This window comes from Flavobacterium solisilvae, from assembly GCF_012911605.1.
Taxonomy (GTDB): Bacteria; Bacteroidota; Bacteroidia; order Flavobacteriales; family Flavobacteriaceae; genus Flavobacterium; species Flavobacterium solisilvae.
In genome coordinates this window covers 1-222 of sequence record NZ_JAAMPT010000007.1, presented here as the reverse complement: position 1 = coordinate 222, position 222 = coordinate 1, and the positions used below count along the sequence as shown (strand labels likewise).

Below are 222 nucleotides of genomic sequence, written 5' to 3'. Positions count from 1 at the left end.
CATCCCATTGACACGTAGTCGTATTGAATGTAGCTGTTTCATAACAAGCCAATGTTGGTTGTACTGGTTGCGTACCTGTTACATCCCATTGACACGTAGTTGTATTGAATGTAGCTGTTTCATAACAAGCCAATGTTGGTTGAACTGGTTGTGTACCTGTAACATCCCATTGACACGTAGTCGTATTGAATGTAGCTGTTTCATAACAAGCCAATGTTGGTT

The 222-nt window shown here is 40.5% G+C and carries 1 protein-coding gene; it reads right to left on the bottom strand.

Annotated elements, in window-relative coordinates:
• Positions 1-222 (bottom strand): hypothetical protein (locus G6042_RS00035; RefSeq protein WP_169522284.1); only part of this gene is annotated, 222 nt, incomplete at both ends.